The following is a 26,241-nucleotide window of genomic DNA, read 5'->3' as shown; positions in this document are numbered from 1 at the left end:
GTCAAACGCCGTGCGGGCCGCCGACGGCACGGCTCCGGCCTCCCGGGCCGGTAGTCGGCGGCCTCAGCCCTGCATGACCCCCTGAACCGGGCGGAACGTCCCGCCAGACACCAGGAGTCCGCTGCCCGGCTGGCCGCTGCCGATGTTCGAGGGGAGGCGGATGTTGAACAGTTCGCCCTCCTGCGAGTTCTGAGGGTTGAGCAACAGGCCGTTGCGGGACTTGCGGGCCGCGGTCGCGAAGCCGCGGTACTGGGACGAGAGGCTGTCCGTCGTGCCGGCCGCGATGAGGCCGAGCCCGCCGTCGGCGCCCTTGCGCAGCAGGGCTTCCAGGGCCTCGTCGAGCCGGGTGTCGTGGAGCAGTTCGGCGTCGTCGGCCAGCAGTACGTACGGACGGCCCTCCGCCTTCTCAAGCAGCTCCTCCAGATCGTCCTCCCGGGCCTCCGCGTCCAGGACGCCGAGGACGCCTTCGCGACCTTCGAGGTCGCGCAAGGGAGAGCGGCGCGGAGTGACCAGGACCACCGGCGTTCCCTGGGCCAGGAGCGACTCCGCCGCGCACATCAGTGCCGTGGAGCGGCCGGACTTCGGTGGCCCGCCGATGACGAAGCCGGGGCCCGCCTCCTCCAAGTCGACGCCTACGGGTGCCAGTTCGTCGCCGCCGACCGCGAGCAGCGCCCACAGCTTCGACGGCGGCGCGAAGTCGGGGTCGAGGGCCATCGCCTCGCCGGCCGTGATGCGGGCCGGGAGGGCGTCCACCCTCATCGGGGCGAAACGAGCGGGTGTACGGCCGTGGACCGCCCGGGCCTGCTCGGCGATCTCTCGGAGCATCCTTACCTGGGCCTGGCCGCTCGGGTCCTCGTCCAGGAGTGCGATCTGCGTCTCCTCCGTACCGGTGTCGGTGATCCTCAGGGCCCGGCCCGGGGGCATGTTCTTGGGCACCTCGCGTGGCTGGAGACCGGCCATCGAATAGTCATTGGGGTCGGCGAACCGCAGGATCAGCCGGTCCTGGAAGGCGGAGGCGACCAGGCCGCCGAGGCCACTGCGGTCGGCGGTCATGACCACCTTCAGGCCGACCGCCGAGCCCTCCCGGAAGATCCGCTGGACCTGCTCGATGAGCTGGCCGTAGTTGTAGTTCTCGAACGTCGAGAAGTAGCCCTCCCAGCTGTCGAGAAGCAGGACCATCCACGGAAGCCTGTCCTCCGGGGCGGCCGAGGCCCGCTGCTCGGCGGCGCTGGACGCGCCCTCCATGGCGAGGAGTTGCTGGCGCCGGCTGATCTCGGTGAGCAGCCGGTCGAGCAACCGGCGGACCCGGTCGGGCTCGTCGCGGTTGACCACCGCGCCCACGTGCGGCAGCCGTACCAGCGGCAGCAGCGCGTTGGAGCCGCAGTCGATCGCGTAGACGTGCACATCGCGCGGCGAGGCCGTCCGGGCGAGCGAACCGGCCAGGGTGCGCAGCGCCGTCGACCGCCCGGAGCGGGCACCGCCGGCCAGCATGGTGTGTTCGCCTCCGACGAGATCGAGCGCGAACGGCTTCCGGGCCTGCTGGGCGGGCAGGTCGGTCAGGGCGTATCCGATGGGCGGGACATCTCCGTGCCCGGGCGCGGGGCCCGCCGCGGCGGTCAGCGAGTCAAGGGTGACGTGCTCGGGCAGCGGGGGCAGCCATGGGCTGCGTGGTGCCGGGAAGCCCATCTTGTCGGCGCCGTCCCTGATGGCTCCGACGAGTACGGCGAGGTCGGTGACCATCGTGCCGTCGTCCTCGGACTCCGCGGCCCGGGGCAGCGATCGGCTGAAGGCGGTCCAGGGCAGCGGGGAGAGCGTCGCCTTGGGGCCGCTCTTCCCCGTGGCCGGGCGACGGCCGCCGATGCGTGCGGACTGGACGCCGACCAGGGACTGGGCCCCGGAACGGACATAGGCGCGTCCGGGAGTGGACTTCGCGATGGCGCCCGCGTCCGCGGCGTCGATGACGTCCATGGATTCGGAGCCGTCCGTCACCCGAAGGGCGATCCTCAGGTTCGTGTTGGCCCGGATGTCGGCGCTGACCACACCGGCCGGCCGCTGGGTCGCGAGGACCAGGTGCACACCGAGGGAGCGGCCCCGGCGTGCGATGTCGACGAGTCCCGCGATGAAGTCGGGCAGCTCCGCGACCAGCGAGGCGAACTCGTCGATGACGAGGACGAGTCGGGGCATCGGCTCCAGATCGGGCCGTAGCCGGCGGGTGTCGTTGTAGTCCTCGATGTCCTTGGTGCCGGTGTCGAAGAGGATCGTCTCGCGGCGGTGCAGCTCCGCCGCGAGCGAGGCGAGCGCGCGTTCAGTGAGATGGGCGTCGAGGTCGCTCACCATGCCGACTGTGTGCGGGAGTTGGGCACAGTCCATGAAGGCGCTGCCGCCCTTGTAGTCGATCAGTACGAAGTTGAGCGCGTCGGGCCGGTTGGCCACGGCCAGCGAGGCGATGATCGTCTGGAGCAGTTCGGACTTGCCCGCGCCGGTGGTGCCCGCCACCAGCGCGTGCGGACCGTCCCTGCGAATGTCCAGGACGAAGGTGCCGTCGGCCGCGATCCCGATGGGTGCCGCCGTCGTCGAGCCGCCCGACCGCCAGATCCGCTCGATGTCGGTACCGGCCGGGTCTGGCATGCCCAGCAGAGTGAGCAGCCGGGCTGCGGTGGGCAGGGCGCCACCGGCGTCGTCCCGGCTGACGTCCCGGACCGGTGCGAGGGAACGGGCCAGCAACTCGCACCACTCGGGGCCCACTTGGTCCGCGAGCACCTCGCCCACGGCTTCGAGCCCGGAGCCCCGCAGTTTCACGTGGGCGGGCGACTGCGGTGTCCAGCACACGACGGCCTTGCACTCCTCGGGGAGCAGCCGTTCGTCCTCGTCGAGGCACAGCGCGAAGATCCCGTACTGCGGTCCCTCTTGCAGGAGTTGGGGCACGCCCGGCATGCGGCGCAGCAGGCGCGCCCCGTCGAGGACAAGCAGGACGTGCGGCTCGCTGCCGGGAAGGCCGCTCATCATGCTGCCCGAGCTCTCCCTGGCCGCCTTGCGCCGGGTCAGCTCATTGAGGAGCTCGTTCACCCGGCGGGCGATGGTTTCGCTGTCGGAGCCGATCAGGGCGACGCAGTCCTGGCCCTGCTGCGGCGCGGCGTGCGGCAGCCAGTGCGCCCAGCTCCAGTCGGCGGCCGCCGGGAGCGAGGCAGAGAGGAGGACCAGCGAGAGGTCGCGCGGACTGTGCAGCACCGCGGCCTGGACCGTGAGCCAGCGGGTGGTGGCCAGCGCCCGCGCCCGGTCTCCCGAGACGCCGACGACGCCGAGTTCGGGGAACGACAGAATGACCGGCACATCGGAGAGAAGGGGCGGAGCGGGCTGCTCCTCGCCGTAGGACGCGCCCTGGCCATGGGCGAGTTCGATGTCGGCGGGCAGATGTCCGACACCCACCCGCAGCCGCAGCACGTCGATGTCGGTGTTCCGGCGCTCCCACAGCCGCCGCCGGGGTCCGGTGGCGAAGAGCAGGACCTCGGCCGGGTCGGGGTTGTCCGCCCGGCGGTTGCGCTGGTCCTCCTTGCCCAGGCGGACCAACTCGGCCTCGTACTCGGCGAGATCCTTCTTGTACTGCTTGAGGGACTTCTTGTTCCGCTGCTTGCCTTCGCGGTTGTCGCTCACCCACTGGCCGATCATCATCACCGGCGTCATCGCGCAGAACAGCAGCATGTAGACCTGCTTGGTCATGAAGTACATCGCCAGGCCGAAGACCATCGGTGTGAGCGCGGCGATCATCTGGAACCGGGCTCGCTCGGACTTGGACGGCGGGACCGGCAGAAGGAGCCGCGGTCGGGGGCGCACAGGTGAGAGGCGTGGCGGGCGGTTGTAGGCGAGGCCGCCCTCTCCGGTCGCGGACAGGTGGGCGTCCGGCTCCACGACCCGGTCGAGCACGAACACCGAGTCCCCGGCTCTGGCGAAGGCGCCGAGCGGCCAGTCCCGCGCCTGCTCCACCGGTTCGTCGTCGAGCAGCACCGCGGCACCGCCTTGCGGGGTCAGGGTGGCCCGGCCCTGGACGTCGACGGTGACGAGGGCGGCGACGGGTGCCAGCGCGGAGTCGGGCGCCACCAGGGTGCACGTCGCGGCCGAGCCGAAGGTCGCGGCACCGACGGCAAGCCGTACGACCCGCCCCGCTCCCGGACCGCCGGCCACGCGCAGCTCGAACCAGCCCACCGGCTCGCCGTTGCGGAGCAGGGGGCCCAGCGAGTCGTCGACCGATATCCGCATGCCGTCCCGCAGGATCTGGCCGGCGGGGGCTTCCGGCTCGCAGCGGTGCCCGTCGGCCCACAGGGTCGGCTCGGTGCTGCGGATGCCGTGCCTGGGATCGAGAACGGTGCCGGGAAGCGCCACCACGGTGGGGTGCGCCTGTCCGGGCGCGCCGCCCGAAGCCGCCGCCAGTGCCAGCGCGACGTCCCGTGCGGTCGCGTCGTCGTCGGCGTCGACCACGACATCGCTCGGGGGCGCCCCCTCTTCCACCACGGTCACCAGGACTCGCATGGTCGTCTTCACTCCCCGTCGGCCCGCCCGGCCCATCGCCGTCCACTCGCCCCGAGGCTAGTGGCTCCCTCGGGAACGGGCGTACGGAGGGTGTCGCCACCCGGGTCGCGTCCCTCTGGAATCAACCCCCCGCCTTGGCCAGCACCCCCGTGGGCCGCCCCGCCGCCTCCTCCTGGGAGGCGAAGTGGAGTTTGCCGTCCGGCTTGAGGGTGTACGTCATCGTCGCCGTGGCGCCGGTGCAGCCGATGGTTCCCGGCTTCGTGGGGTCGGTGCGTTCGGTGATGTGCAGCACGGTCGCGGTGGCCGAGTCGAGTGCGCCGATGCCGTGACATTCGAGCGGGCCGAGCGTGGTCGTCGTGTGCACGACGTCCGCACCGGTCGCGCCCTTGGTGATCACCGCCGTGTACTCGTACCCCGAGGTGCCGTTGTCCTGGGTGAGTACGCCCTGCCACGTACCGATGAACTCACTTGGTACGCCTGCCTGTTGGGAGCCGGGCGGCGCGGTCGGGGCGGGCGGCCTCGCGCCCGTGCTGGGAGCGTCGCCGCCGCGGCCCGGCAGCAGGTCGAAGAGGAAGGCCGAGCCGACCGTGACCGCGGCGAGGGCGCCCGCGACCGCGAGGGCGACCGTGCAGCTGACCCGGCGGCCCCGCCCGTGCTCGCCCGGTTCGGCGGCGGCCCCCACGGTCAGGGCCACGCGCGGCGGAGCCGTCGGCGGGGGTGTGCGGGGGCCGGGCGGAAGGCCGGACGGGGGGCTCGCCGCAGAGCCCGCCGCCCGGTCGTCGGAGGCGCCGGAGGCGCCGGAGGCGTAGCAGGCATCCGGCGGGCCGAAGACGCCCGCGGAGGCGGAGGCGGACGGCGGGCCCGTGTCCGGCTCCGCCGCTCCCCCAACTGCCGCGCTGGTGAAGGGAATCGGGCCCGAGCCGCGTGTCGGCTCCTCGGGCTCCAGGTCGAGCAGCCGCACCGCGGACCGGCTGACCTCCTCGACCAGCGGGCCCGGCAGCCAGCCGTCCCGGACCAGCGCGGCCGCGCCCGCCGGGGCGAGCCGGGCCGCGAGTGCGGCGGGGGCGGGACGGGCGGCCGGGTCCTTGGCGAGGCAGGCGGCGACCGCCTCGCGCAGCTCGCCGGTGAGGCCCGCACCCAGCTCGGGCGACCCGTGCACCACCTTGTAGAGCAGGGCCGCCGAGGAGTCGCCGGGGAACGGCGGCTCACCGGTCGCCGCGTACGCGAGGACCGCGCCGAGCGAGAAGACATCGGCGGCGCCGGTCACCCCGCGGCCCAGGATCTGCTCCGGCGACATGTAGCCGGGCGAGCCGATCGAGACGCCGGACGCGGTGAGCGAGGCGGTGCCGTCGGTGGCGCGGGCGATGCCGAAGTCGATCAGGCGGGGCCCGTCGAGGGTGAGCAGCACGTTGGACGGCTTCACGTCCCGGTGCACCAGGCCGAGCGCGTGCACCGCGGCCAGCGCCTCGGCGAGGCCCGCGCCGAGGACCCGTACGGACTCGGCGGGAAGCGGGCCTCTGCCCTGGACGGCCTGGGTCAGCGAGGGGCCCGCGACATACCCCGTGGCCACCCACGGAACCGGCGCGTCCGGGTCCGCGTCGAGGACCGGGGCGGTCCACAGGCCGCCCACCCGGCGGGCCGCCCGGACCTCGTGCCGGAAGCGCGCCCGGAACTGCTCGTCCAGCGCGAAGTGCGGATGCACCACCTTGACCGCGACCGTGCGCCCGCCCGCGCTGCGCCCCAGGTAGACCCGGCCCATGCCGCCCGCCCCGAGCCGGCCGAGCAGCCGGTAGGCACCGATCGTGCGGGGTTCGCCCGCTTCCAGCGGCTGCAACGACAGCATCCGGTGCTCCCCCAACGGTCCCCCTGGTCAAGCAGGTCGGACAGCAGCGTAGAGGGCATCGGACGGCGGCGGAGAGGGCATCGGACGACAGCGCAGGGGCGTACGTGCGCGGGATCACCCTCGGACGGGACGGATCCGGTGCGCGGATGAGCGAACCTGGTGGCTTGTTCCATCCTCTTGAATGGCGTAGTTCGGTCGCAATCGTCCGATACACCGCCCGCACCCCGCTCGGAGCGTCCGGCTCCGGCAGAACGCCGGCCGGCACGACGCCGACCAGCAACGCCGACCAGCAGAACGCCGTCCAGCAGAACGTCCGCAAGAACACCCGTGCCCAGAACTCAGATCCCCGGAGCCTCCGAATGAACCGTCGTCGTCCCGCCGCCCTGATAGCAGCCGCCGCCATCGGCGCGGTCGTGCTGGTCACCGGCTGCTCCGACGAGGGCAAGCCGGTCAGCTTCGACTCGGGCCCGAGCAGCCCGTCGGCCGGCGCCTCCGCGCAGGGCGGCCAGAAGAACGGCGGCGCCGCCGCGAACGAGGACCCCTCCGGCAAGAACGGAGCCGCGGCGCAGACGATGCTGCCGACCGGGCCGAAGGCCGAGTTCACCACGCAGAGCAGCCTCGGCGACGGCACCAAGATCGGTGTGACCACGCTGAAGGGCGCGAAGTCCGGCTTCACCGGCAAGGTGTGGGTGTGGGCGCCCCAGCAGTACTTCGACGAGAAGTACCGGAACAGCGGCTTCCCGGTGCTGATCGCGCTGCCCGGCGGAAACGGTTACCCCAAGAACTACTGGATGGGCACCGACCTCAAGCTCCAGAGCAGCATCTCGGAGTGGTCCAAGACCGGCAAGAGCCTGCCGTTCATCGTCGTCATGCCGGTCCTCAACCCGGACGCCAAGCACTACTACGACGGCAGTGACATCCCGGGCCGGCCGAAGATGGGCACCTGGATGACCGAGGACGTGCCGAACCTGGTGCGGGCCAACTTCCGCACCTTCAAGTCCCGCGACGGCTGGGCCTTTATGGGCTCGTCCTCGGGCGGCTTCGTCGGCCTGAAGTCCGTGCTCAAGCGGCCCGACCTGTTCAAGGCCGCGATCGCCTCGGGCCCGGACATCGTGCCGGACTCGCCGCTGTGGGCGGGGCACGAGGCGGAGAAGCAGGCGAACAACCCGGAGAAGCTGGCCCAGGACCTCATCGACAAGAAGGGCCCCGAGGTCGCGCTCGCCTTCCAGGTGGGCACCAAGGAGGGCACCGTCGTGCCGAAGGTGAAGCAGTTCATCGCCACGTACGGCAAGGGCCCGGTGAAGACCCGTCTCCAGGTGATCCCGGACGGCACCCACAACGCGCACACGTACGTGAAGGGCATGGGCGAGGGGACCATGGAGTGGATCAGCAAGCAGATGCTCGCCCCGGTCCCGTCCTCCTGAGGCCCGCCCCGCTCCGGTTTCCTCCTGAGGCCCGCTCCGGTCCCGTCCTCCTGAGGCCGGCGGCTCCCGGAACGGCATGCGGCCAGGCCCGCCCGCATGCCGTTACGGGGCGAGCAGCTCCACGTCGACGTCCGCGGCGAATCCGGTCGTCGGCCCGGTACGCCGGGCGAACTCCCGCACGCCTTCGAGCTGTTGGGCCCCGAAGCGGAAGTCCAGGGTCGTGAAGTAGCGCTCCAGGAGCTCCGCGTCGAAGACCTCCCAGCGGGCGGCCTGCTCGGCGACCTTGGTGACCTCTTCGAGGGAGAGGTCGCGCGAGGCCAGGAACGCCTCGTGCACCTGCTGGACCAGCTCGGGCTCGCGGGCCAGGTAGTCCTTGCGGGCCGCCCACACCGCGAAGACGAACGGCAGGCCCGTCCACTCCTTCCACATCGCACCCAGGTCGTGCACCTGGAGCCCGAGCCGCGGGGCGTCGTGCAGCGAGGCCCGCAGCGCGGCGTCCCCGATCAGCACCGCCGCGTCCGCCTCGCGCATCATCAGGCCGAGGTCGGGCGGGCACGTGTAGTAGTCGGGGGTCACCTCGTACCGCTCGGCGAGCAGGAGCTGCGCCAGGCGTACGGAGGTCCGCGAGGTGGAGCCGAGCGCCACCCGCGCCCCGTCCAGGTCCTCCAGGGGCCGCTGCGAGACGATCACGCAGGACATGACGGGCCCGTCGCAGCCCACCGCGATGTCGGGGAAGGCGACGAGGTCGTCCGCGTTGCGCAGGAACTCCACGAGGGTGATCGGCGCGATGTCGAGATCGCCGTTCACCAGCTGCTCGCTGAGCTTCTCCGGACTGTCCTTGGTCAGCTCCAGGTCGAGCAGCGTGCCCGTCCGTGCCAGGCCCCAGTACAGGGGCAGGCAGTTGAGGAACTGAATGTGACCGACGCGCGGCCGGCCGCCTTGGCGCTGGGGGCTGGTTGAATTGTCCACATGGCGAGGCTAGACCCGTCCCACTCCGTGGACCGCGCCGGGCCCCGCCCGGCCCCTCCCGGGAGCGCCGGGCGATGCCTCCGGGGAGGGTGGTTGATCACCTGCTCAGCCGCCGGTCAAACGTGCGAGCGGAGTGATCTTTCCCTCTACCGCCGCACCTGAGCTGCGTGCTACGCTCAGCGCAAGTTGCAGTTTGGTTTCCCTTGCAGTACAGAGCCTGCGGAGCATGTAACCCGCAGGCTTTTGTAGTTTTCAGACTTGTTTGCAGGTTCTGGAGCAGGGCAACCCTTTGGCCCAAGGAGGGCTTATGGCTACCGGAACCGTGAAGTGGTTCAACGCTGAAAAGGGCTTCGGCTTCATCGCCCAGGACGGCGGCGGCCCGGATGTCTTCGTCCACTACTCCGCGATCAACGCGTCTGGTTTCCGCTCCCTGGAGGAGAACCAGGTCGTGAACTTCGACGTCACCCAGGGCCCGAAGGGCCCGCAGGCGGAGAACGTCACCCCGGCCTAACTTCTCCGGGTTGGCGATCGCTGACTTAGCAGTACCCAAGGAGCCCCGTCCGCGAGGACAGGGGCTCCTGCCTTTTTGCCCCACGGGAGCCCGCCCCCGCCTTCCCGGAGCCCCCCCGGCCTCCCGGAGCGCGCGCCCCCGACCTTCCGGAGCCCGCCCCGGCCTCCCGGAGCGCGGCCCCCTCAGCCGTACAGGCCGTCGATCTCGGCCGCGTACCGCTCGATCACGACCCTGCGCCGCACCTTGAGCGTCGGGGTCAGCTCTCCGCTCTCGACGGTGAAGTCCTGCGGCAGGACCGCGAAATCCCGGATCCTGGCCGGCCGGGACACCTGCGCGTTGGCCGCGTCGACGGCCTCCCGGACCAGCTCGCGGACCTCCTCGGGCCCCCGCCCCGCCGTCTCCTGTCCGTCCACCGTGATCAGCGCGACGGGATACGGGCGCCGGTCGCCGACCATCACCGCGTGCGAGACGAAACGGGACCGCTCGATGGCCAGCTCCACGTGCGAGGGGGTCAGGTTCTTCCCGGCGGACGTGATGATCAGGTCCTTCTTGCGGCCGGTGATCGTCAGGTAACCGTCCGCGTCGAGCGCCCCCAGGTCGCCCGTGTGCAGCCACCCCTCCGCGTCGAGCGCCTCGGCCGTGCCGTGCGCGTTCGCGTGATAGCCGGGGAAGATCATCGGGCCCCGGGCGAGCACCTCCTCGTCGTCCGCGATCCTCACCTCGCACCCCTGGACCGGCCGCCCGACCGTGCCGTAGCGCACCGCCCCCGGGTGGTTCAGCGAGATCACGCCGGCGGACTCGGTCATGCCGTAGCCCTCGAAGACCCGGATCCCGCAGGCCCGCAGGAAGTCCAGGACCGTCGGGTCGATCGGGGCACCGCCGGTGAGCGCCCAGCGAAGACGTCCCCCGAAGGCCGCCCGGACCAGTCCGAACAGCGAGGCGTCGGCGGCCTCGTACTCCGCCTGACGCTCGGCCGGAAGCCGCCCTTCCGCCGCGAGGACACCCACGGCGACCGCCGCGTCGAACCGTTCGCCGCCGCCCTCCTTGGCCTCGGCGAGCGAGCGCACCACCGAGTAGACCTTCTCGAACAGCCTTGGTACCGACGGCAGGTGAGTGGGCTGTGCCTCGGCGAGCTCGCCGACGACGTCCTCGATCCGGCCGCCGAAGTAGCACAGCTCGCCCCCGTACAGGAGCGTGGAGAACTGGATGAGCTGCGCGAGCAGGTGGGCGAGGGGCAGGTAGAGGTACGTGCGGTCGCCGGGGGCGCCCTCGATGAGGTCCAGCGTGGCGTCCTGGACGGCGCCCATGTTCCCGTGCGTGAGCCGGCAGCCCTTGGGCAGCCCGGTGGTGCCGGAGGTGTAGACGAGCTCGGCGTCGTCGTCCGGCCCCACGGCCTCGGCGCGGGCCAGGAGATCGGGGAGCGGCACCGCCTCGGCCCGGGCCGCGAGGCCGGCGAGCGGCACGGCCGGTCCCTGCGGCGCCTCCGCAGCCGCACCCGCCCGCGCCTCCGCCCCGGCCCCCGTCATCAGGAGGACGTGGTCGAGCGCGGGCAGCTTTCCGCGCAGCCCCTCCACGCGGGCCGCCTCGGCCGGGCCCTGGCAGATGACGGCCTTCGCGCCGGAGTCCGCGAGCACCCAGGCGGCCTCCTCGTCGCCCGCCGTCGGATACACCGGCACCACGACCGCGCCCGCCGCGAGACAGGCGAAGTGCGCGTACGTCCACTCGGGGCGGGTCTCGGCGAGGATCGCCACCCGGTCCCCGGCCCGGATGCCGAGTGCGAGCAGTCCGCGCGCGGTGCGGCGCACGGTGTCGCGCAGCTCGGCGTAACTGACCGACGCCCACCCCCCGTCCGCGTCGCGGAACCGCAGGGCCGGCTGGTCCGGGTGGCGTCCGGCCGCCCACTCGGTGAACACGGCGAGCGTCGAAGGACGCGGGGACGGCTCCTGGTGCGGGCTCTGGAGGGTCATGTACCCGACGGTAGGTTCGGCCCGTGGCCCTCGGGGATGACGGGAAACGTCACCCCGGCTGACCTCAACGCTCAACCCGGCTACCGTCGTTGACCATGGCGAAGCCGACGATCACGGTGCACCACGTGCGGGCCGTGCTGCGCGGCGCCGAGCGGCACGGCATCGACACCGTGCCGCTGCTCCAGGCGTCCGGCATCCCCCCGCTGCTGCTCGGCGACGACCGGGCGCGGGTCACCCCGGCCCAGTTCGCCCAGCTCTTCCGGGCCCTGTACCGGGCGACCGGGGACGAGTTCCTCGGGCTCGGCGGGGCCCCCAGCCGCCCCGGCACCTTCGCGATGATGTGTTATGCCGTGCTCGGCTGCCCCGACCTCGGCGGCGCGATGCGGCGCGGCACCACCTTCTACGGTCTGTTCGCGAACGGCCCCGACCTCGCGCTCGAAGTGACCGGCGCGGACGCGGTGTTCGCGGTGCGCGGGGACCTCGGGGGCCGGGACGAGGACCGGTTCCTGACCGAGTGCCTCGTCATCATCTGGCACCGCCTGTGCAGCTGGTTGGTGGGCCGCCGCATCCCGCTGACCCGGGCCGCCTTCGGCTATCCGCCGCCCCCGCACCAGGAGGAGTACGAGTCGCTGTTCGGCTGCCCGGTCCGGTTCGGGGGCGCCCGCACCCAGGTCACGTTCGACGCGCACTGGCTGACCGCCCCGCTCGTGCGCGACGAGGCCGCGCTCGGTCAGATGCTGCGCCGCTCCCCCTTCGAACTGCTCAGCCGACGGGTGTACGGGACGACGGTCGGCGAGCAGGTGGGCCGGGCCCTCGCGGCCGCCCTGCGCGCCACTCCCCGGCTGCCCACCCTGGAGGAGACGGCCGCCCGCCTCGCCATGTCCCCGGCCACCCTGCGCCGCCGCCTCGCCCGCGAGGGCACCTCGTTCCAGCAGCTCAAGGACGCGGTGCGGCGGGACGCGGCGATCGCGGGCCTGGCGGAGGGCCGCGAGCCGATCGCGGAGATCGCGGCCCGGCTCGGCTTCTCGGAGGACACCAGTTTCCACCGCGCCTTCCGCCGCTGGACGGGCACGACCCCGGGCGCGTACCGCCTCGACCACTGACGTCATCGGGTCGGCGCGGCCGGCGAAGGCGAGCGGTGTCGTCGGCGGGGCCGGCGAAGGCGAACGGTGTCGTCGGCGGGGCCAGTGAAGGTGAGCGGTACGGTCAGCTCCGTACCTACCGGTCAGTCACTACCTTCTCCTCAACTGCCCGCGCCCCACCCCCACAGGACCGTTGGGAGAGCCGCATGCACATCCGTACCAGAGTGGCCGGTGCCATCACCGCCGCACTCCTCCTCTCGGCAGCCACCCCCACCGCGTTCGCCGACGACACGGCGACCGCGTCGCCCGGCGACATAGTCACCCAGTCCCCCACCGAGTTCCACCCGCTCCCCGGCCAGTGGACCAACACCCGCGCCTGGCACGTGACTTACCGTTCCACCACCACCAAGGGCGCCCCGAACACCGTCTCCGGCACGGTCATCGTGCCGAACGACGGCCGCACCGGCCCGCGCCCGGTCGTGACGTACGCCGTCGGCACGGTCGGACTCGGTGACTCGTGCGCGCCGAGCGCCAACTTCCCGTACGGCACCGCCGTCGAGGCCACCCTGATCAACCAGGTCGTCCAGCGCGGCTGGGCGGTCGCGGTCACCGACTACGAGGGCCTCGGCACACCCGGCGACCACACCTACACGGTCGGCCGGGCCGAAGGCACCGCCGTCCTGGACGCGGCCCGCGCCGCCGAGCGCCTCGGCATCCCCGGCGTGGACGCCAACTCCCCCGTGGGAATCATGGGTTACTCGCAAGGTGGCCAGGCCAGCAGCTGGGCGGCCGAACTGCACGACTCCTACGCGCCGGACCTGAAGGTGAAGGGCACCGCGACCGGCGGCGTTCCGGCCGACCTGATGAAGGTCGCATCCTCCAACGACGGCGGCCTCGGCTCCGGCCTCATCTTCATGGCGGCGGCCGGCCAGGACGCGGCCTTCCCCGAGCTGAACCTGAACTCGTACCTGAACCCGGCGGGCAAGGCGCTGGTCGACTACTTCAAGAACAACTGCGTGGCCGTCGACACCACGGTGGGCTCGTTCAAGCACATCACCGACATGACCGTGAAGAACCCGCTCCAACAACCCGACTGGCAGGCCAGGTTGGCCGAGTCCAAGCTCGGCACGCACCGCCCGGACGCGCCGGTGTACCTCTACCACGGCACGATCGACGAGCTGATCCCGTACGCGGTGGGCCAGCAGCTCCGCTCCGACTGGTGCGCCAAGGGTACGAACGTGGAATGGCACGCGCTGCCGCTGCTCGGCCACATCGGCGGAGTGACGGTGGGCGGAATCCCGGCCGCGAACTGGCTGGCGGACCGCTTCGCGGGAAGGTCCACACACCCCAACTGCTAGTGCCGGAACAGCAGTTACAGGCCGCCCGTCACCCTGGACGTACAGTCCACACCGACGGGCGGCCCCCTACTCGGGCTACTCGGGCTACCGAGGTCGGGCGCTGACGCACAGTCAGGTCTCCCACCTGCCCACCCGTCGGCCGGCCGAGCCGAACGGGGGGATGGCGGTCCATCAGCCCTTGTCCAGGGCCTTCAGGTACTCGTCCCAGGTGAGCGCCGCCGACGCCGGCGGGGCCTCGTCCTTGGGCGCGACTCCGTAGTCCGAGTACTCCTCGGTCACGACCTCGTCGCCCTTCTTGCCCTTGCCCGCCTCCTGGGACTTGAGGGGGAGGTCGTCCTTGCCGACCCACATGTCGAGGACGACCTGCTTGCGGCCCGCCTCCTTGGCGTCGCCGACGTAATCGTCGCGAACCGTCTTGCTCATGGCCGGCCCCTCGTACTTGGCGAGGTCCGCCATCACGACCGTCGCCCGGTAGTGGTCGGCGGGGCGGCCGTTGACCGTCTCGGCGCCGACCCACTGCGTGGAGGGCGTGGCGTTGAGCGCGGCCAGACGGTCGGAGACGAAGCCCTCGATCCGGTTCGGATCGGTACCGGCCTTGGTCTCGATCTTGATCCAGCTCTTGCCGGACGCCGGGACCTGGTCGGTCTTGGTGTAGACGAACCCGCCGGTGACGATGCTGTACGTCTCCTTGCCCGGCTTGCCGGGGGCGTTGCTGATGGACTTGACGGCGGTGAGCGGCGTCGGCTTCTTGCGCCAGGACTGCTCGGCGCGCGTGTCGCCCTCGTTGTCCTTGGTGGTCAGGACGATCTTGAAGGCCGTCACCTCGGAGGTCTTCTTGGCGGACGAGGCGAGCACCGCCTTCGCGTCCTTGCGGTCCACGCTCTGGGGCGCCCCGCTCGCGCTCCCGGTCCCCTTCGCGCTCCCCGCGCTCTTCTTGTCGTCCCCGCCCCCACAGGCCGTCAGACTCAGTACGAGTACCGCTCCGAGAACCGGGACGGCGTACTTTCCTGCATTCCCCACCACAGTGAAACCTTTGTTCGTTTTGTAAAGCCTTGGTGAGGCTACCCGGCGGGGTTCGGGCGCGGCGAACCGATTCCGGGTGCCAGAACAAGAGCGGAAGGGGCTGCCGAGCCCGTACTCCCCTTACGGAACCGGGCTGTTGAGGTCGATGTCGGGGGGGGGGGAGAGAGAAGGGCACCGAGGTCTCGCACCATGGCACCGGTCGCCCGACCAGAAGCTCCGCGCGTCCGCGCAGTCGCTCCCGGCGCGAACCGGACACACGCCGACGCCCGCGCCCCCGGCAGGCGGGGCGCGGGCGTCGGGCGGTGCGGGGTGGTCAGACGGCGGCCGGGACCGGGGTCTTGTCCTCCGCCTGCTCCTGCGCCGTACGGGACTCGTACGCGTCGTCCACCGGCGACAGGTGCACCGAGTCGAACGCGTCGCGGTTCAGGATGTTCTCCCGGGCCGAGACGATGACCGGGACCAGCGCCTGGCCCGCCACGTTGGTGGCCGTGCGCATCATGTCCAGGACCGGGTCGATGGCCATGAGCAGGCCGACGCCTTCCAGGGGCAGGCCCAGGGTGGAGAGGGTCAGGGTCAGCATGACGGTGGCACCGGTGAGGCCGGCCGTCGCGGCGGAGCCGATGACCGACACGAAGGCGATCAGGACGTAGTCGCCGATGCCGAGGTGCACGTCGAAGATCTGGGCGATGAAGATCGCCGCGAGCGCCGGGTAGATCGCGGCGCAGCCGTCCATCTTGGTGGTGGAGCCGAACGGCACGGCGAAGGAGGCGTACTCCTTGGGGACGCCGAGACGCTCGGTGACCTTCTGGGTCAGCGGCATCGTGCCCACCGAGGAGCGGGAGACGAAGGCCAGCTGGATCGCGGGCCAGGCACCCTTGAAGAACTGGAGCGGGTTGACCTTGGCGACGGTGGCGAGCAGCAGCGGGTAGACGCCGAACATCACCAGGGCGCAGCCGATGTAGACGTCCGCGGTGAAGGTGGCGTACTTGCCGATGAGGTCCCAGCCGTAGTCGGCGATGGCGAAGCCGATGAGGCCGAGGGTGCCGAGCGGGGCGAGCCGGATGACCCACCACAGCGCCTTCTGGAGCAGTTCGAGCACGGCCTCGCTGAGCGTGAGGATCGGCTTGGCCTTCTCACCGAGCTGGAGCAGCGCGATGCCGGCGACGGCGGCCATGAACACGATCTGGAGGACGTTGAGTTCGGTGAACGGCGTCACCACGTCCGTCGGGATGATGCCCGTCAGGAAGTCCAGCCAGGAGCCCGTGTGCTTGGGCAGCTTGCCGTCCTTCGGGGTCAGGCCGGTGCCCGAGCCGGGGTTGGTGAGCAGTCCGATGGCGAGGCCGATGGCCACCGCGATCAGCGACGTGATCATGAACCAGAGCAGCGTGCGGGTGGCGAGCCGGGCGGCGTTGTTGACCTTGCGCAGGTTGGTGATCGACACCAGGATCGCGAAGAAGACGAGCGGGGCGACGGCCAGCTTCAGGAGCTGGACGAAGATGTCGCCGATCTGCCCCAGGGTGTCCTTCAGCCAGCCGATGTCCTGGCTGCGGGCGAGCCAGCCGAGCAGGCCGCCGAGGACGAGACCGGCGATGATCTGGGCCCAGAAGGGGAACTTCGAGGATATGGAGAAGCCGGACTTGGGCTTCTCCTCGGTGGTCGCGGAGGACACGGACACACTCCCGGTGCGCGAGGACGGAGACGTTCAAGGGGACTGAGCGTGGCGCCCGTTCACAGGGGACCGGTCCGCGAAGGACCGGTCGCGCAAGGCTGGAAGCGCCGCCGCATGAAGGCCGGAGGTCAGACGTCGCGGCAACAGACCGCGGACATGCAGCGGCAGAGGTCGACATGCAGACGCGCCACGAGCGGAACGGCTCCGCCGGTGGGGTGCTGGTGCACAGCTGCTGTCTTCATGTCGAACACGTTAACACTTGAACTTTGGGGACCTCAAAGCAGTTCTTTTACCCGGGGATGACCGGTCGCTCCGGGGACGACACCCCCAAGCCCCGCCAACGCCCGCACCAGGGCCCGGGAATGGCGACGGCCCGGGTCCGGAGCGGTGTGCTCAGGACCCGGGCCGGCCGGGATGTGTGAGGTGACTAACGCGGGGCGTCTCACCTGGTGGGCGTGGTGCGGTCGGGCCTACTGGGCGAGGCCGTCCTCCTGGGTGCGGTTCGCTTCCAGCTTCGCCTTGGCGCTCTCCACCTTGGTGACGATCTGCGCGGACATCGCGTCGCGCTGCTTGCGCAGCAGCACGAAGCTCAGCGGCGCGGAGATGACGAGCGCGAGCAGGATGATCCAGACGATGTTCGAGTTGCCGTTGCCCTTGGGCACGATGCCGAACTGGACCAGCAGGCCGACGAACACCAGACTGCCGATGAAGATCCCCACGCGCAGCATGGTGTACCAGATGGTGGCGCTCGGCTTTGCGGCGTTCACGACAGACCTTCTCTCTACGGTGGCCCCTGCCCGACTAGTGAAGCACGCCCACAATTGGATCAGTTAGGCGGGCGGTGAGCTGCCCGGCTCGGATCGGCCGGGAGCCGCCCGGCCTCAGGTCAGGGGCAGCAGCATGATGATGTCGTCCCGGTCGTCGCCCTCGGCGACCCGGATCGCGCCGGGCACCCGCCCGACCTCCTTGTAGCCGCACGAGCCGTAGAACCGGTCGACGCCGGTGCCGCCCCGGCAGGTGAGCCGGATCGCCTCGATGCCGTCGAGGCCGCGTACCGCGTCGGCGGTCGCCGCCATGAGGTCGCGGCCGTAGCCCTTGCCCTGGTGCCCGGGGTGCACCATGACCGTGTAGAGCCACACCCAGTGCGTCATCAGGCGGTGGGTGTTGAGCGCGATGAACGCGGTGGCGGCCACCCGCCCGTCCTCGTCGAACCCGACGAGCAGCCGCATCCGGCCCTCGGCCATCGCCGCGAAGTGCTTGACCAGTTCGGGACGTACGTCCTCGGCGGAGACCGGCGGCACGAAGCCCACGGCCCCGCCCGCGTTGGACACCTCGGCCCACAGGGCGAGGAGTCCGTCACGCAGGGCGGGGGTGACCGGCGGGTCGAGCCGGAACGTCAGTGCCACGGGATCCCGCTCAGAAGCGCATGGCCTGGGGCGCTTCGCGCAGCCCCGCTTCCGGACCCGGGTACTCGCGGATGATCTCGTACCGCGTGTTGCGCTCCACGGGGCGGAAGCCGGCCTCGCGGATGAGGTCGAGCAGGTCGTCGCGGGTGAGCTTGTTCGGAGTGCCGTAGTTGTCGGCGTCGTGCGTGATCTTGTACTCGACGACCGAGCCGTCCATGTCGTCGGCGCCGTGCTGGAGCGCCAGCTGGGTGGTCTGGAGGCCGTGCATGACCCAGAAGCACTTCACGTGCGGGACGTTGTCGAAGAGCAGGCGCGAGACGGCGAAGGTCTTCAGGGACTCGGCGCCGGTCGCCATCGTGGTGCGCGCCTGGAGCTTGTTGCGTACCTTGCCGTCCTGCATGTCCACGAAGTCGTGCTGGTAGCGCAGCGGGATGAAGACCTGGAAGCCGCCGGTCTCGTCCTGGAGCTCGCGCAGGCGCAGCACGTGGTCCACGCGGTGGCGCGGCTCCTCGATGTGCCCGTACAGCATGGTCGCCGGGGTCTTGAGACCCTTCTCGTGGGCGAGGCGGTGAATGCGCGACCAGTCTTCCCAGTGCGTGCGGTGGTCCACGATGTGCTGGCGGACCTCCCAGTCGAAGATCTCCGCGCCGCCGCCGGTCAGCGATTCGAGGCCGGCGTCGATCAGCTCGTCGAGGATCTCGGAGGCGGTCAGGCCGGAGATCGTCTCGAAGTGGTGGATCTCGGTCGCCGTGAACGCCTTGAGCCCGACGTTCGGCAGCGCCTCCTTGAGGGCCTTGAGCGAGCGCGGGTAGTAGCGCCAAGGGAGCGTCGGGTGGAGCCCGTTGACGATGTGCAGCTCGGTGAGGTTGTCGTTCTCCATCGCCTTGGCGAGGCGGACGGCCTCCTCGATGCGCATCGTGTACGCGTCCTTCTCGCCCGGCTTGCGCTGGAACGAGCAGTACGCGCACGACGCCGTGCACACGTTGGTCATGTTGAGGTGACGGTTCACGTTGAAGTGGACGACGTCGCCGTTCTTCCGCGTGCGCACCTCGTGGGCGAGCCCGCCGAGCCAGGCCAGATCGTCCGACGCGTAGAGCGCGACGCCGTCCTCGCGGCTGAGCCGCTCACCGGCGCGGACCTTCTGCTCCAGCTCGCGCTTGAGTCCCGCGTCCATCTAGGCCGCCTCCCATACGTGTGTCTTCCAGGCTCCACCAAAGGTACGCCCCGCCCTACTCGGGAAGTTCCCCGACCCGGTTCTCCCACTTGGTGGAGAGCACGATCGTGGTGCGGGTGCGTGAGACGCCCTTGGTCGAGCCGAGCCGGCGGATCGTCTTCTCCAGGCCGTCCACGTCACCGGCCCGGATCTTGAGCATGTACGAGTCGTCGCCCGCGATGAACCAGCAGTCCTCGATCTCGGCCAGGTCGCGAAGGCGGCGCGCGACGTCCTCGTGGTCGGCGGCGTCCGAGAGGGAGATGCCGATCAGCGCGGTGACGCCGAGACCGAGCGAGGCGGAGTCCACCGTGGCGCGGTATCCGGTGATGACACCGGCGGCCTCCAGACGGTTGATGCGGTCGGTGACGCTGGGGCCGGAGAGCCCGACGAGCCGGCCCAGTTCCGCGTACGAGGCCCTGCCGTTCTCGCGCAGTGCCTGGATGAGCTGCCTATCGACGGCGTCCATATGCCTGAAGCCTTCCATTGTTCAGCGATACCGCGAGTTTAAGTGTAGAATCTAAGGCATGCAGGGCCAACACCCTGCGAATCATTCAGCTGCTTGCATAATTTTCCAGCAGATCAAAGACGATCTTTCAGGAGTTGTCACCGTGTACACGATCGAGATGGCCTACGCCCGGATGCGCGAGCTTCAGGACCTGGCCAACCGGTCCCGTGCCCACCAGCCGTCCGCGACGAAGCCCCGCGCCCCCAAGCGCGCCGCCAAGAAGCGCTAGTCCTCGCGGGGACCTCCTCCGAGGTCTCGGCTCCGCTCGGCTCCGGGACGTCCCCCTCCGAGCTCTCCCTCCCAACGGCGGTACAGACCGTGCGGCACCCCTGCCGCATCCAGTACGCGCCCCGCGACGAAGTCCACCAGATCCTGGATGTGCGTCGCCCCCGCGTAGAACGCCGGAGAGGCGGGCAGCACCACGGCGCCCGCCTCGTCCAGCTTCACCAGGTGCCCGAGCGTCTGACCGTTCAACGGCGTCTCGCGCACCGCGACCACCAGCTTCCGCCGCTCCTTGAGCGTCACGCTCGCGGCCCGCTGCAACAGGTCCTTCGAAAGCCCGAGCGCGACCCCGGCCACACAGGCCGTCGACGCCGGCACGATCAGCATCCCCTGCACCGGATACGAGCCCGACGAGGGCCCCGCCGCCAGGTCCCCCGCCGCCCAGTGCCGTACGTCCGAGACGTCGAGCGCGCCGAAGGTGTCCGGCTTGCCGTCGGCGCCCCGCGCCAGCCAGGTCCGCAGGTCGTCCTGCCAGTGCGCGTCGCGGAACGCGATGCCCGTCTCGTCGAGCAGCGTCAGGCGCGAGGCGCGCGAGACCACCAGGTCGACGCTCTCGCCCGCGGCGAGCAGCGCGCGCAGCACCGCCGCCGCGTACGGCGTCCCCGACGCGCCCGAAACCCCGACGATCCAGGGGGTGCGCTGCTGACTGTGTACGTTCACGTGCTCCACGTGTCCGAGCCTATCCGGCGGCCACCGGCCCCGGCCGGGTCAGGTGGCGGACCTGGCCGGTCAGGCACTACGCCGTCAGGCCGCGCACCAGCAGGTCCAGCAGCGCGCACACGAACAGGGCGATTCCGATGAACCCGTTGACCTGGAAGAACGCCCGGTTGAGGCGGGAGAGGTCGTGCGGCTTGACCAGGGTGTGCTCGTAGAGGAAGGCCGCGAGCACGATGAGCAGACCCAGCCAGAAGAAGAACCCGGCGCCGGTCGCGAGCGCGTACCAGACGAGCAGGGCCATCGTGACGGAGTGGCAGCCGCGCGCCCCGTAGATCGCCGCCGGGATGCCGAAGCGGGCCGGCACCGACTTCACGCCGTGGCCGCGGTCGGCCTCGACGTCCTGGCAGGCGTAGATCAGGTCGAAGCCGCCGATCCAGATGCCGATGGCGAGACCCAGGATCACCGCGTCCCACGACCACGAGCCGGTGATCGCGATCCAGGCGCCGACCGGGCCCATCGCCTGCGCGATGCCGAGGATGGCCTGCGGGAAGTTGGTGAACCGCTTCCCGTACGGATAGACCACCATCGGGATCACCGCGACCGGCGCGAGCGCCAGGCACAGCGGGTTGAGGGCGGCGGCCGCGCCGAGGAAGACCACGAGCGCGATCGCCGCGCCCGTCCAGGCCGAGCGCACCGACACCGCGCCGGTGACCAGCTCGCGGCCCGCGGTGCGCGGATTGCGGGCGTCGATCTCGCGGTCGATGATCCGGTTGCAGGCCATCGCGAAGGTGCGCAGGCCCACCATCGCGACGGTCACCAGGAGCAGCCGCCCCCAGTGGATGTTCCTGTCGAGCTGGAACATCGCGGTCAGCGCGGCGATGTAGGCGAAGGGCAGCGCGAAGACCGAGTGCTCGATCATGACCAGGCGCAGGAACGCCTTGGTCCGCCCCGGCTGGGGCACTGCTGCGGCTGAGGCACTCACTAGAGCCCGTACTCCTTCCAGCGGCGGTCGACCTTCGCCGCCGTCTCCGCGTCCGACTCGACCATGGCGGGCCAGCCGCCGTCGCGCGTGTAGCCCTCCTCGGGCCACTTCGCGGTCGCGTCGATGCCCGCCTTGCCGCCCCAGAACTGCTGGTAGGAGGCGTGGTCGAGGTGGTCGACCGGGCCTTCGACGACGGTGAGGTCGCGGGCGTAGTCGGTGTTCCCGAAGGCCCGCCAGGACACCTCGTGCAGATTGTGGACGTCGCAGTCGGCGTCCACGATCACGATCAGCTTGGTGAGCGACATCATGTGCGCGCCCCAGATGGCGTGCATCACCTTCTGCGCGTGCTTGGGGTACTTCTTGTCGATCGAGACGATCGCGCAGTTGTGGAAGCCGCCCGACTCCGGCAGGTGGTAGTCCACGATGTCCGGCACGATGATCTTGAGGAGCGGCAGGAAGAACCGCTCGGTGGCGCGGCCGAGCGGCCCGTCCTCGGTCGGCGGGCGGCCGACCACGATGGACTGGAGCAGCGGGCGCCTGCGCATCGTGACGCAGTCGATCGTCAGCGCGGGGAACGGTTCCTGCGGGGTGTAGAACCCGGTGTGGTCGCCGAACGGGCCCTCGGGCAGCATCTCGCCCGGCTCAAGCCAGCCCTCGATGACGACCTCGGCGTTGGCCGGGACCTGGAGCGGCACGGTCTTGCAGTCGACCATCTCGATCCGCTTGCCCTGGACGAACCCGGCGAAGAGGTACTCGTCGATGTCACCCGGCAGCGGCGCGGTCGAGGCGTACGTGACGGCCGGCGGGCAGCCGAAGGCGATCGCGACCGGCAGCCGCTCGCCGCGCTTGGCGGCGACCGCGTAGTGGTTGCGGCTGTCCTTGTGGATCTGCCAGTGCATGCCGATGGTGCGCTTGTCGTGGCGCTGGAGGCGGTACAGACCGAGGTTGCGCACGCCCGTCTCGGGGTGCTTGGTGTGCGTGAGGCCGAGGTTGAAGAACGAGCCGCCGTCCTCGGGCCAGGTGAACAGCGCGGGCAGCCGGTCCAGGTCCACGTCGTCGCCGGTGAGCACGACCTCCTGGACGGGAGCGGCCTCCTGCTTCACCTTCTTCGGCGGCACGTGCACCATCGAGCCGAGCTTGCCGAAGGCCTCGCGGATGCCGACGAAGCCCTGCGGCAGCTCCGGCTTGAGCAGCCCGCCGATCTTCTCGCTGATCTCGTCGTACGACGTGAGGCCGAGCGCCTTGAGCAGCCGGCGGTCGGTGCCGTACACATTCATGGCCAGGGGCATGGCGGCGCCCTTGACGTTCTCGAAGAGGAGGGCGGGGCCGCCGGCCTTGTTGACCCGGTCGACGATCTCGCCGACTTCCAGGTACGGGTCGACCTCGGCCTTGATGCGCTTGAGGTCGCCCTCGCGCTCCAGTGCCCTGAGCAGGGATCGGAGATCGTCGTAAGCCATGGGGTCAAGTATCGGGCACCGGATACCCTGGGCCGGTCACCGGGGCCGAGGCACGGCCCGCAACCGTTCCCGGGGGGACCGCCCAACCATGCTCAGGTATCTGCCGTTCCTGCTGGTCCTGGCGCTGTGGATCTACGCGTTCATCGACTGCCTGAACACGCCCGAGTCGGAGGTCAAGGGCCTCCCCAAGGTGGTGTGGATCATCATCGTGCTGCTCTTCGGCGAGGTCCTGGTCGGGCCGGTCGCCTGGCTCATCGCGGGCAAGGTCCGCCGGGCGCCGACGCGGTGGACCGCGCCGGACGACAACCCGGAGTTCCTGGCGTCCCTGGAGGACAGGAAGCGGCGCGAGCGCGGCGAAGAGGCTTAGCCCGGGGTCCTTCCTGGGGCTCCGCCCCGGACCCCGGTTCATGGCCCCTCCCCGCCCCTTCCCCGAACCCTCCGGGGGAGAGTCCGTCGGGTGCACATCGTGCGCGGCCGGTCGCGCGGTTCCCCGCGCCCCTGTAGGTGGCCCGGCAACGGGGACTGGGGCGGAGCCCCAAGAGGCCCGCCCCAGCCGTGCCGAACGCCCGCAACCGGTCAGACGCCCGCGTACGAGTGCTTGCCGTTGACGAAGATGTTCACGCCGTAGTAGTTGAACAGCCAGCACCCGAACGCGATCAGCGCCAGCGTCGCCGCCTTGCGGCCCTTCCAGCCGGCCGTGGCACGGGCGTGCAGGTAGCAGGCGTACGCGACCCAGGTGATGAAGGACCAGGTCTCCTTCGGGTCCCAGCCCCAGTACCGGCCCCACGCGTCGCCCGCCCAGATCGCGCCCGCGATGATCGTGAACGTCCACAGCGGGAAGACCGCCGCGTTCACGCGGTAGGCGAACTTGTCGAGCGAGGACGCGGCCGGAAGCCGCTCCATGACCGACGTCGCGAAGGTGCCCGGCTTACCGCCCTCGGCGAGCTTCGACTCGTACCGGTCGCGGAAGAGGTAGAGGATCGTGGCGACCGCGCCCACGTAGAACACCGCGCCGCAGAAGATCGCGGTGGAGACGTGGATCCACAGCCAGTACGAGTGCAGCGCCGGCACCAGCTGGTCGCTCGCGGTGTAGAGCACGGTGACGGCGAGACCGAGGTCGAGCAGGACCGTGGTGACCAGCGGGAGGCCGAGCCAGCCGACGTTCTTCTTCAGGGCGAGCAGCGCCAGGTACACGCCGACCGCGACCGTGGAGAAGGTCAGGTTGAACTCGTACATGTTGCCCCACGGGGCCCGCTGCACGGACAGCGCGCGGGTGAGCACACCGCAGAACTCGATGAGGAAGGCGAGCACCGTCAGGGAGACGGCGATGCGGCCGTAGAGGTCGCCCTTCGCGTCACCGCCCGAGGCACCCGGCCCGTCCGGCACGTCACGCGTTCCGGCGGCCGAGCGGGTCACGACCTTGGGGCGCTCCAGGACCGCGGTGCCACCGTTCTTCGTGGCCACCTCGACCTTCACGGTGCCCGCGTCCTTGGCCTGCTGCCCGGCGCCCGTCAGCGCGGCGGCCGTACGGGCGACCTTGCTGCGGCTGCCGAAGAGCCACTCGGCCATGTTGGCGAAGAAGGCCAGCAGATACACGGCCATCGACGAGTAGATCAGGTAGTTGCTGGTGTGGGCCAGGCTCTCATTGGTGGTGGCGGCGAGATTCACTTCTCAGCCCCTTCGGCAGGAACAACTGAGGGTTCGGGTTCTGGATCCGGCGCGGTCGGCGCCTGCGGGATGAGCGTGACCGCGAGATCGGCCAGCTCCTCGGGAAGCTTCGCGGACTCACTGCGGCCGAGCCCGGCCATCTCGACGACGGTCACACCGTCGTCGCCCCGGACGGCCCGGACCCAGATCCGGCGGCGCTGGATGAACAGCGATCCGGCGAGTCCCGCGATGGCACCGATCGCGCCGGTGAGGGCGAGACCGTTGCCGGGCTGGTGGGAGATCTGGAAGCTCGCCCACTGCTTGATGGGGCCCTTGTCGAAGGTGATCGACCCGGCGCCGTCGGGGAGTTGAAGGGTCTCGCCCGGCAGCAGCAGCTTCTTGAGGATCTTGCCCTGGTCGTCCTTGAAGGGCTTGATCGAGCGGCTGCTGGTGTCCAGCTGGTACACGTTCTGCGGCAGACCCGAGTTGAGGCCGAGGTCGCCGTGGTAGGCACCGATGTTGAGGACCGGGAAGTCGGGCGCCGGGAACTTCGAGAACATCTGGGTCGCGCCGGTGCCCTTGCCGCCGAACGTCGGCACGAAGAACGCGGCGAAGCCGAGCTGGTCCTTGTTGCCCTTGGCGTCGCGGTAGCCGTCGAGCACCTTGATGGCGCCGCTGGAGGTCAGGTTGTTGTCCATCGGCAGCAGCGGCGTCGCGCCATGGAAGACGACGTTGCCCTTGCCGTCCTTGACGGTGACCGACGGCGCGTAGCCGTGCGAGAGCAGGTAGACCTTCGAGCCGTCGACCACGAGCGGCTTGTTGACCTCGACGACCTTCTGCTGCGACTTGCCCTCGGCGCCCTCGGAGTACGTCAGGTGCGCCTTGAACTCGCGGGCCGTGCCCAGTTCGGGACCGCTGCGCTCGTACGACGCGTCGAAGCGGTCCAGGGTGAAGCTGAACGGTGCCAGGTCCTCGGTGTTGAAGAGCGAGCCCGAGCGGAAGTCGTCGTACTGGGTGAGGGTGTTGGAGAACCCGTCGCCCTGGACGATCAGCTTCCCGCCCTCGGACTTGAAGAGCTGGCCGGTGGCGAACGCCACCAGGATCACGATGAGCGAGACGTGGAAGATCAGGTTGCCGGCCTCGCGCAGATAGCCCTTCTCGGCGGCGACCGCGTCCGAGCTGATCCGGGCGCGGAAGCGGCGCTTCCTGAGCAGGGCGAGCGCGGCCTCGCGGACCTGCTCGGGGTCCGCCTCGGTGCGCCAGGTCGTGTACGCGGGCAGCCGGGTGAGGCGGCCGGGCGCGGCCGGCGGCCGGCCGCGCAGCTGGCCGACGAACTGCCAGGTGCGCGGCACGATGCAGCCGATGAGCGAGACGAACAGCAGGATGTAGATCGCGGAGAACCACACCGAGCTGTAGACGTGGAACAGGCCGAGCTTCTCGTAGATCGGCGTGAGGGTGTCGTGCCGCTTCTGGAAGTCGGCGACCTTCATCTCGTCGACGCTGGTCTGCGGGATCAGCGAGCCGGGGATGGCGCCGAGCGACAGCAGGAAGAGCAGGATCAGGGCGACCCGCATCGAGGTCAGCTGCCGCCAGAACCAGCGCAGCCAGCCGAGTACGCCGATGCCGACGGGGCCGTTGGACCGTTCCTCGGTGGGGGCGGTGGAGAGCTGTGCCCCGGCCTCGCCGAGGTCGGGCTCCGGAGTCGATTCGGTCTTGCTCATG

21 protein-coding genes are annotated in these 26,241 nt (G+C 70.7%); 6 read left to right on the top strand and 15 right to left on the bottom strand.

Annotated elements, in window-relative coordinates:
* Positions 1 to 63 precede the first annotated feature (63 nt).
* On the bottom strand, positions 64 to 4,524 hold the full coding sequence (locus ACFYNP_RS34645) for an FtsK/SpoIIIE domain-containing protein (RefSeq protein ID WP_388791169.1): 4,461 nt from the start codon (positions 4,522 to 4,524) through the stop codon (positions 64 to 66).
* A 121-nt stretch (positions 4,525 to 4,645) separates the two neighbouring features.
* Entirely contained in the window at positions 4,646 to 6,358 is a 1,713-nt protein-coding gene (locus tag ACFYNP_RS34640; RefSeq protein WP_388791209.1) for a serine/threonine-protein kinase, read from the bottom strand.
* Between the two features lie 368 nt (positions 6,359 to 6,726).
* On the opposite strand from ACFYNP_RS34640, the gene ACFYNP_RS34635 reads away from it, so the two are divergent.
* Positions 6,727 to 7,791 carry an alpha/beta hydrolase gene (locus ACFYNP_RS34635; protein ID WP_388405320.1) on the top strand — a complete coding sequence of 355 codons (1,065 nt, stop codon included), beginning with the start codon at positions 6,727 to 6,729 and terminating at the stop codon, positions 7,789 to 7,791.
* A gap of 102 nt (positions 7,792 to 7,893) precedes the next feature.
* On the opposite strand, the gene ACFYNP_RS34630 is transcribed toward ACFYNP_RS34635, so the two are convergent.
* Entirely contained in the window at positions 7,894 to 8,760 is an 867-nt protein-coding gene (locus tag ACFYNP_RS34630; protein WP_388791167.1) for a menaquinone biosynthetic enzyme MqnA/MqnD family protein, read from the bottom strand.
* 307 nt (positions 8,761 to 9,067) lie between these two features.
* Here ACFYNP_RS34630 and ACFYNP_RS34625 point away from each other — a divergent pair, with 307 nt between their 5' ends.
* Complete coding sequence (locus tag ACFYNP_RS34625; protein WP_003967102.1) at positions 9,068 to 9,271, top strand: cold-shock protein; 204 nt, start codon at positions 9,068 to 9,070, stop codon at positions 9,269 to 9,271.
* 182 nt (positions 9,272 to 9,453) lie between these two features.
* Here ACFYNP_RS34625 and ACFYNP_RS34620 read toward each other — a convergent pair whose 3' ends face one another.
* Positions 9,454 to 11,238, bottom strand: coding sequence for an AMP-dependent synthetase/ligase (locus ACFYNP_RS34620; RefSeq protein WP_388791165.1), 1,785 nt, complete (start codon positions 11,236 to 11,238; stop codon positions 9,454 to 9,456).
* A gap of 95 nt (positions 11,239 to 11,333) precedes the next feature.
* On the opposite strand from ACFYNP_RS34620, the gene ACFYNP_RS34615 reads away from it, so the two are divergent.
* Positions 11,334 to 12,341 (top strand): AraC family transcriptional regulator, encoded by a 1,008-nt coding sequence (locus ACFYNP_RS34615; protein ID WP_388791163.1) that lies wholly within the window; start codon positions 11,334 to 11,336, stop codon positions 12,339 to 12,341.
* A gap of 185 nt (positions 12,342 to 12,526) precedes the next feature.
* Complete coding sequence (locus ACFYNP_RS34610) at positions 12,527 to 13,678, top strand: lipase family protein (protein WP_388791161.1); 1,152 nt, start codon at positions 12,527 to 12,529, stop codon at positions 13,676 to 13,678.
* A gap of 171 nt (positions 13,679 to 13,849) precedes the next feature.
* Here ACFYNP_RS34610 and ACFYNP_RS34605 read toward each other — a convergent pair whose 3' ends face one another.
* The 6 genes from ACFYNP_RS34605 to ACFYNP_RS34580 all read right to left on the bottom strand — a co-directional run bounded on the left by ACFYNP_RS34605 (position 13,850) and on the right by ACFYNP_RS34580 (position 19,455).
* On the bottom strand, positions 13,850 to 14,698 hold the full coding sequence (locus ACFYNP_RS34605) for a hypothetical protein (RefSeq protein WP_388791159.1): 849 nt from the start codon (positions 14,696 to 14,698) through the stop codon (positions 13,850 to 13,852).
* Positions 14,699 to 15,014: 316 nt separating this feature from the next.
* The gene (locus tag ACFYNP_RS34600) at positions 15,015 to 16,376 is read right to left on the bottom strand and encodes a dicarboxylate/amino acid:cation symporter (RefSeq protein WP_388405306.1); all 1,362 of its coding nucleotides are present in this window, start codon (positions 16,374 to 16,376) and stop codon (positions 15,015 to 15,017) included.
* 464 nt (positions 16,377 to 16,840) lie between these two features.
* The gene (locus ACFYNP_RS34595) at positions 16,841 to 17,137 is read right to left on the bottom strand and encodes a DUF4229 domain-containing protein (RefSeq protein WP_388405303.1); all 297 of its coding nucleotides are present in this window, start codon (positions 17,135 to 17,137) and stop codon (positions 16,841 to 16,843) included.
* 114 nt (positions 17,138 to 17,251) lie between these two features.
* On the bottom strand, positions 17,252 to 17,776 hold the full coding sequence (locus tag ACFYNP_RS34590; protein WP_388405300.1) for a GNAT family N-acetyltransferase: 525 nt from the start codon (positions 17,774 to 17,776) through the stop codon (positions 17,252 to 17,254).
* Positions 17,777 to 17,786: 10 nt separating this feature from the next.
* Positions 17,787 to 18,950 (bottom strand): aminofutalosine synthase MqnE, encoded by a 1,164-nt coding sequence (gene mqnE / locus ACFYNP_RS34585; protein WP_100578736.1) that lies wholly within the window; start codon positions 18,948 to 18,950, stop codon positions 17,787 to 17,789.
* A 55-nt stretch (positions 18,951 to 19,005) separates the two neighbouring features.
* Complete coding sequence (locus ACFYNP_RS34580) at positions 19,006 to 19,455, bottom strand: Lrp/AsnC family transcriptional regulator (RefSeq protein WP_100578735.1); 450 nt, start codon at positions 19,453 to 19,455, stop codon at positions 19,006 to 19,008.
* A gap of 142 nt (positions 19,456 to 19,597) precedes the next feature.
* Between ACFYNP_RS34580 and ACFYNP_RS34575 the strand changes: the two genes are divergently transcribed.
* Positions 19,598 to 19,723, top strand: a complete 126-nt coding sequence (locus ACFYNP_RS34575) for a hypothetical protein (RefSeq protein WP_262985355.1) — start codon at positions 19,598 to 19,600, stop codon at positions 19,721 to 19,723.
* Here the strand turns inward: ACFYNP_RS34575 and ACFYNP_RS34570 are convergent.
* The 3 genes from ACFYNP_RS34570 to ACFYNP_RS34560 all read right to left on the bottom strand — a co-directional run bounded on the left by ACFYNP_RS34570 (position 19,720) and on the right by ACFYNP_RS34560 (position 22,872).
* Positions 19,720 to 20,436: a UbiX family flavin prenyltransferase gene (locus tag ACFYNP_RS34570; protein ID WP_388791207.1), complete on the bottom strand. Its 717-nt coding sequence runs from the start codon at positions 20,434 to 20,436 to the stop codon at positions 19,720 to 19,722. The two genes, ACFYNP_RS34575 and ACFYNP_RS34570, sit on opposite strands and share 4 nt — an antisense overlap.
* A gap of 76 nt (positions 20,437 to 20,512) precedes the next feature.
* On the bottom strand, positions 20,513 to 21,415 hold the full coding sequence (mqnP, locus tag ACFYNP_RS34565) for a menaquinone biosynthesis prenyltransferase MqnP (RefSeq protein ID WP_388405295.1): 903 nt from the start codon (positions 21,413 to 21,415) through the stop codon (positions 20,513 to 20,515).
* A complete protein-coding gene (locus ACFYNP_RS34560) occupies positions 21,415 to 22,872 on the bottom strand; it encodes a menaquinone biosynthesis decarboxylase (protein ID WP_388405293.1) in 1,458 nt (485 codons plus the stop codon). The genes mqnP and ACFYNP_RS34560 overlap by 1 nt, the downstream gene beginning before the upstream one ends.
* Before the next feature lie 88 nt (positions 22,873 to 22,960).
* Here ACFYNP_RS34560 and ACFYNP_RS34555 point away from each other — a divergent pair, with 88 nt between their 5' ends.
* Positions 22,961 to 23,239 (top strand): PLD nuclease N-terminal domain-containing protein, encoded by a 279-nt coding sequence (locus tag ACFYNP_RS34555; RefSeq protein WP_388405290.1) that lies wholly within the window; start codon positions 22,961 to 22,963, stop codon positions 23,237 to 23,239.
* A 209-nt stretch (positions 23,240 to 23,448) separates the two neighbouring features.
* Here ACFYNP_RS34555 and ccsB read toward each other — a convergent pair whose 3' ends face one another.
* Complete coding sequence (gene ccsB, locus ACFYNP_RS34550) at positions 23,449 to 24,540, bottom strand: c-type cytochrome biogenesis protein CcsB (RefSeq protein ID WP_388405287.1); 1,092 nt, start codon at positions 24,538 to 24,540, stop codon at positions 23,449 to 23,451.
* Positions 24,537 to 26,240 (bottom strand): cytochrome c biogenesis protein ResB, encoded by a 1,704-nt coding sequence (locus ACFYNP_RS34545; protein ID WP_388405285.1) that lies wholly within the window; start codon positions 26,238 to 26,240, stop codon positions 24,537 to 24,539. Before ACFYNP_RS34545 ends, ccsB begins: the two co-directional genes overlap by 4 nt.
* Position 26,241 lies beyond the last annotated feature (1 nt).

The organism is Streptomyces sp. NPDC006691, from assembly GCF_042869955.1.
In the GTDB taxonomy this organism is placed as follows: Bacteria; Actinomycetota; Actinomycetes; order Streptomycetales; family Streptomycetaceae; genus Streptomyces.
The sequence above is the reverse complement of the archived record's forward strand: the minus strand, read 5'-3'. Positions and strand labels throughout refer to the sequence as shown.

Coding starts and splice junctions, on each gene's coding strand:
- ACFYNP_RS34560 (WP_388405293.1), bottom strand. CDS start 22,872: ATGGCTTACGACGATCTCCGATCCCTGCTCAGGGCACTGGAGCGCGAG.
- ACFYNP_RS34635 (WP_388405320.1), top strand. CDS start 6,727: ATGAACCGTCGTCGTCCCGCCGCCCTGATAGCAGCCGCCGCCATCGGC.
- ACFYNP_RS34555 (WP_388405290.1), top strand. CDS start 22,961: ATGCTCAGGTATCTGCCGTTCCTGCTGGTCCTGGCGCTGTGGATCTAC.
- ACFYNP_RS34545 (WP_388405285.1), bottom strand. CDS start 26,240: ATGAGCAAGACCGAATCGACTCCGGAGCCCGACCTCGGCGAGGCCGGG.
- mqnE (WP_100578736.1), bottom strand. CDS start 18,950: ATGGACGCGGGACTCAAGCGCGAGCTGGAGCAGAAGGTCCGCGCCGGT.
- ACFYNP_RS34645 (WP_388791169.1), bottom strand. CDS start 4,524: ATGCGAGTCCTGGTGACCGTGGTGGAAGAGGGGGCGCCCCCGAGCGAT.
- ACFYNP_RS34625 (WP_003967102.1), top strand. CDS start 9,068: ATGGCTACCGGAACCGTGAAGTGGTTCAACGCTGAAAAGGGCTTCGGC.
- ACFYNP_RS34615 (WP_388791163.1), top strand. CDS start 11,334: ATGGCGAAGCCGACGATCACGGTGCACCACGTGCGGGCCGTGCTGCGC.
- ACFYNP_RS34620 (WP_388791165.1), bottom strand. CDS start 11,238: ATGACCCTCCAGAGCCCGCACCAGGAGCCGTCCCCGCGTCCTTCGACG.
- ACFYNP_RS34580 (WP_100578735.1), bottom strand. CDS start 19,455: ATGGACGCCGTCGATAGGCAGCTCATCCAGGCACTGCGCGAGAACGGC.
- ACFYNP_RS34610 (WP_388791161.1), top strand. CDS start 12,527: ATGCACATCCGTACCAGAGTGGCCGGTGCCATCACCGCCGCACTCCTC.